Source organism: Helicobacter salomonis (assembly GCF_017979425.1).
GTDB lineage: Bacteria > Campylobacterota > Campylobacteria > Campylobacterales > Helicobacteraceae > Helicobacter > Helicobacter salomonis.
In genome coordinates this window covers 1-2,853 of the sequence record NZ_JAERIS010000047.1, presented here as the reverse complement: position 1 = coordinate 2,853, position 2,853 = coordinate 1, and the positions used below count along the sequence as shown (strand labels likewise).

Genomic DNA, 2,853 nt, shown 5'->3' with positions numbered 1-2,853 from the left:
ATAGAAAATCAAGGATTGAAGGCATTCATCCCACTCGCTAAAACAAATGCGACGCATTTGCTAGAGTGGGGTTTCTGATAAAGAGTTTTAAAAATTTACATGTGCTCTAAAACCCCATAGCTCCAGCTATGGGGATAGCTGGTCTTAATGGGTATAGCCTGCCGGGACGACTCTGCCCTCTTCTAACTGGCATTTATGACTTATCAAGTTTGCAGTGTCCAATTCCTTGATGGCTTGTTTCAAGTCTTTTAAAAATAACGACATCTGCTCCATACTTTGATCTGCCCTAACTACAATACGCATCACCGACACATCTTGAAAGTTTGCAGGAAGTGGGTAAGCAGGGACTTGCCAACCATTAAAGCGGAGACGATCGGCCAAATCGTAAAGATTCCATCTCTTTTCTTTCTGTGCTTTATCGTTCATAGCCCAGCAGATGATGGGAATGTTTTTGCCCTCATTGATCATATCAAAAAGATCCAAAGATTTAATGCCTTTTGCAAGAAACAGCCCGACATCGCGTGTTTTCTCATGGATAGCTTTGTATCCTTCAAAGCCCCAACGCACAAAACAATAATACTGCGCCCAGATTTGCGAACCAGAACGGGAAAAGTTGATCTGGAAGGTGGGTTCAAAATCCCCTAGATACGCCACTTTAAATATCAATTCATCGGGCAAGAATTGCTTATCACGCCACATTACCCAGCCAATTCCTGGATAAATGAGCCCGTATTTATGTCCAGAAGTGGAGATAGACACGACATTTTTTAAGCGAAAATCCCAAGCTAAATCCGGATCGATAAAGGGGAGATAAAGCCCGCCAGAAGCGGCATCGACATGAATGGGCACACTTATTTTAGCCTTTTGGTTATATTCGCTAAGGAGTTTATCGAGGGTTACAATGTCATCAAATCCTCCCGTGTAAGTGATTCCCATAATGGGCACGATGCCTATGGTGTAATCATCGCAGAGCTCGATAGCTTTCTTAGGGTCTAAAGTGAGGTTATTAAAATCGTTCATGGGCACTTCACGCAACTCAATATCCCAATAGACACAGAATTTTTCCCAAACTACTTGATAGCCGGAGCTAACGATAAGATTAGGTTTTTGTTTGCTAATGTCAATCCCTGAAGCCTGCGCGCGTTTTCTCCAACGAAATTTCATGGCCATCCCGCCCAGCATACAAGCTTCTGAAGAACCAACTGTCGAAGTGCCCATAAAATCTTCTTCGTGATTGGCATGCCAAAGATTGGCGATGATATTCACACAGCGTTTTTCAATCTCGGTAGTTTGGGGGTATTCGGATTTATCAATGGCATTTGTAGCCATGGAATCGAGCATAATCTTTCTAGCCTCCTCTTCCATGTAGGTTTGCACAAAGGTACAAAGATTATAGCGTGGGTTGCCATCGTGCATCATCTCATCAGAAACTAATTGATAGGCGATGCGCGGATCCATCATATTTTTGCCTATCTTATCACGGGGCAATAAAACATCGCTTTCAGCACTGCCAAAAATAGGAGTGGAGGAACTATCCGCTTTAAAGACAAATTTTTCATTATCCCTTTCAATACTGCTTTTTTTATGCAACATGAGACAAACTCCTCTTAAATTTAAGTTAATCACTCAATACCAAGGACGGACAAAACCGACCACATGGCTTATGTAGATGGAGGCGAAACACACGCACCCAAGAACCAGTGCTATCGCCCGCTTGCACGGACCTATACAATCCCAACCGGCGGAAATCTACCTCTTCGTTCTCTAACACAAAACACCTTAAAGCATAACAAGAACTTCGCCAGAGTTTTGTTAGCCTTAGCTGTAGAGAATATGTGCACTGGGCTCTAAATGCCCAGCACCCCAGCACCTTGTATTTAAGTTAAAATTAATAGAATGAAAGGTAGAATGAGGGTTTTGATGACGGAGTATGGCGCAGCCTGATTAGCGCGCACCCTTGGGGTGGGTGAGGTCGTGGGTTTGAATCCCGCTACTCCGACCATTTTCCCACTTCAACGCTTCCCTTGTAGTAGTGTTTTCTGTTTGGCTAGGTCTGGGTTATACTTTGGTGTGTTTTTTTGACTCTCTTTACCCTGTGGTATCTGCGTGCAACAACCAACCATACCCATCGCAAATAGTGCTAATAAGAAAGTGTACTTCATAACGATCCTTTTTAAGAGTTATCATTATAATATCCATGAACTCAAAAAACGCCTATGTGTGCTTCACATGTCTTTTGCAGACTTGACACACTCCTATACGTTGGTTGCTTGCGGGATTGTGGGATTATCAAAAATTTGCCACTAGGCACACCTCGAGTTTTTAAAAAGCAAAAAGAGTTACCTCTCATGCTCTAAAACCCACAAGCAACTAAGCTATGGAGAGTTGGCTAGCCTTAGCATATCTATGCTAATATACCCTGGTAGTCAAGGGGTAATACCCTTTGGGTTGGGATATCAGTTCTTGGAATAGAGGACACAAGACTCTAAACAGAGCAATCCCGCTTGAAACCACGATCCTCTGCTGGAGTTAGAATCCCCCTAACTTTTAGTTATGGGGAGTGTGTCGATGCCCTACAAAGTTGCCATACAATGGCTCTAAAGGATTTTCAATGCTACAACCTGTAGTTATCCCCATACTGATGGCCTTTGACAAAAATTACTGCTTGCCTGCAGGTGTGGCCATGCACTCTATGCTCACCCATGTAGCACGCACCAGAGAGGGCGTGCCCTTGTTTTATAAAATTCACTGCTTGGTTCAGGGCTTAGACACAGACCATGAGATCGAACTCCAAAACGCTCTCATGCCCTTTAAAGATTTTTCGAGTTTGGAATTTCACGATCTCGATTGGTT

Annotated in this window: 1 protein-coding gene, 1 tRNA gene and 1 pseudogene; 2 read left to right on the top strand and 1 reads right to left on the bottom strand. The window is 43.3% G+C overall.

The window, feature by feature from the left end; genetic code table 11:
- Positions 1-144 precede the first annotated feature (144 nt).
- Entirely contained in the window at positions 145-1,593 is a 1,449-nt protein-coding gene (gene gad / locus KCO92_RS07195; RefSeq protein ID WP_104695754.1) for a glutamate decarboxylase, read from the bottom strand.
- A gap of 331 nt (positions 1,594-1,924) precedes the next feature.
- Between gad and KCO92_RS07190 the strand changes: the two genes are divergently transcribed.
- Positions 1,925-2,002: transfer RNA gene (locus KCO92_RS07190), tRNA-Pro, on the top strand.
- Between the two features lie 609 nt (positions 2,003-2,611).
- A pseudogene (locus KCO92_RS07185) lies at positions 2,612-2,853 on the top strand (glycosyltransferase family 8 protein); the annotation flags it as partial.

Bases quoted from the DNA above. Each gene is read 5' to 3' on its own strand.
- gad (WP_104695754.1), bottom strand. From the start codon at position 1,593: ATGTTGCATAAAAAAAGCAGTATTGAAAGGGATAATGAAAAATTTGTC.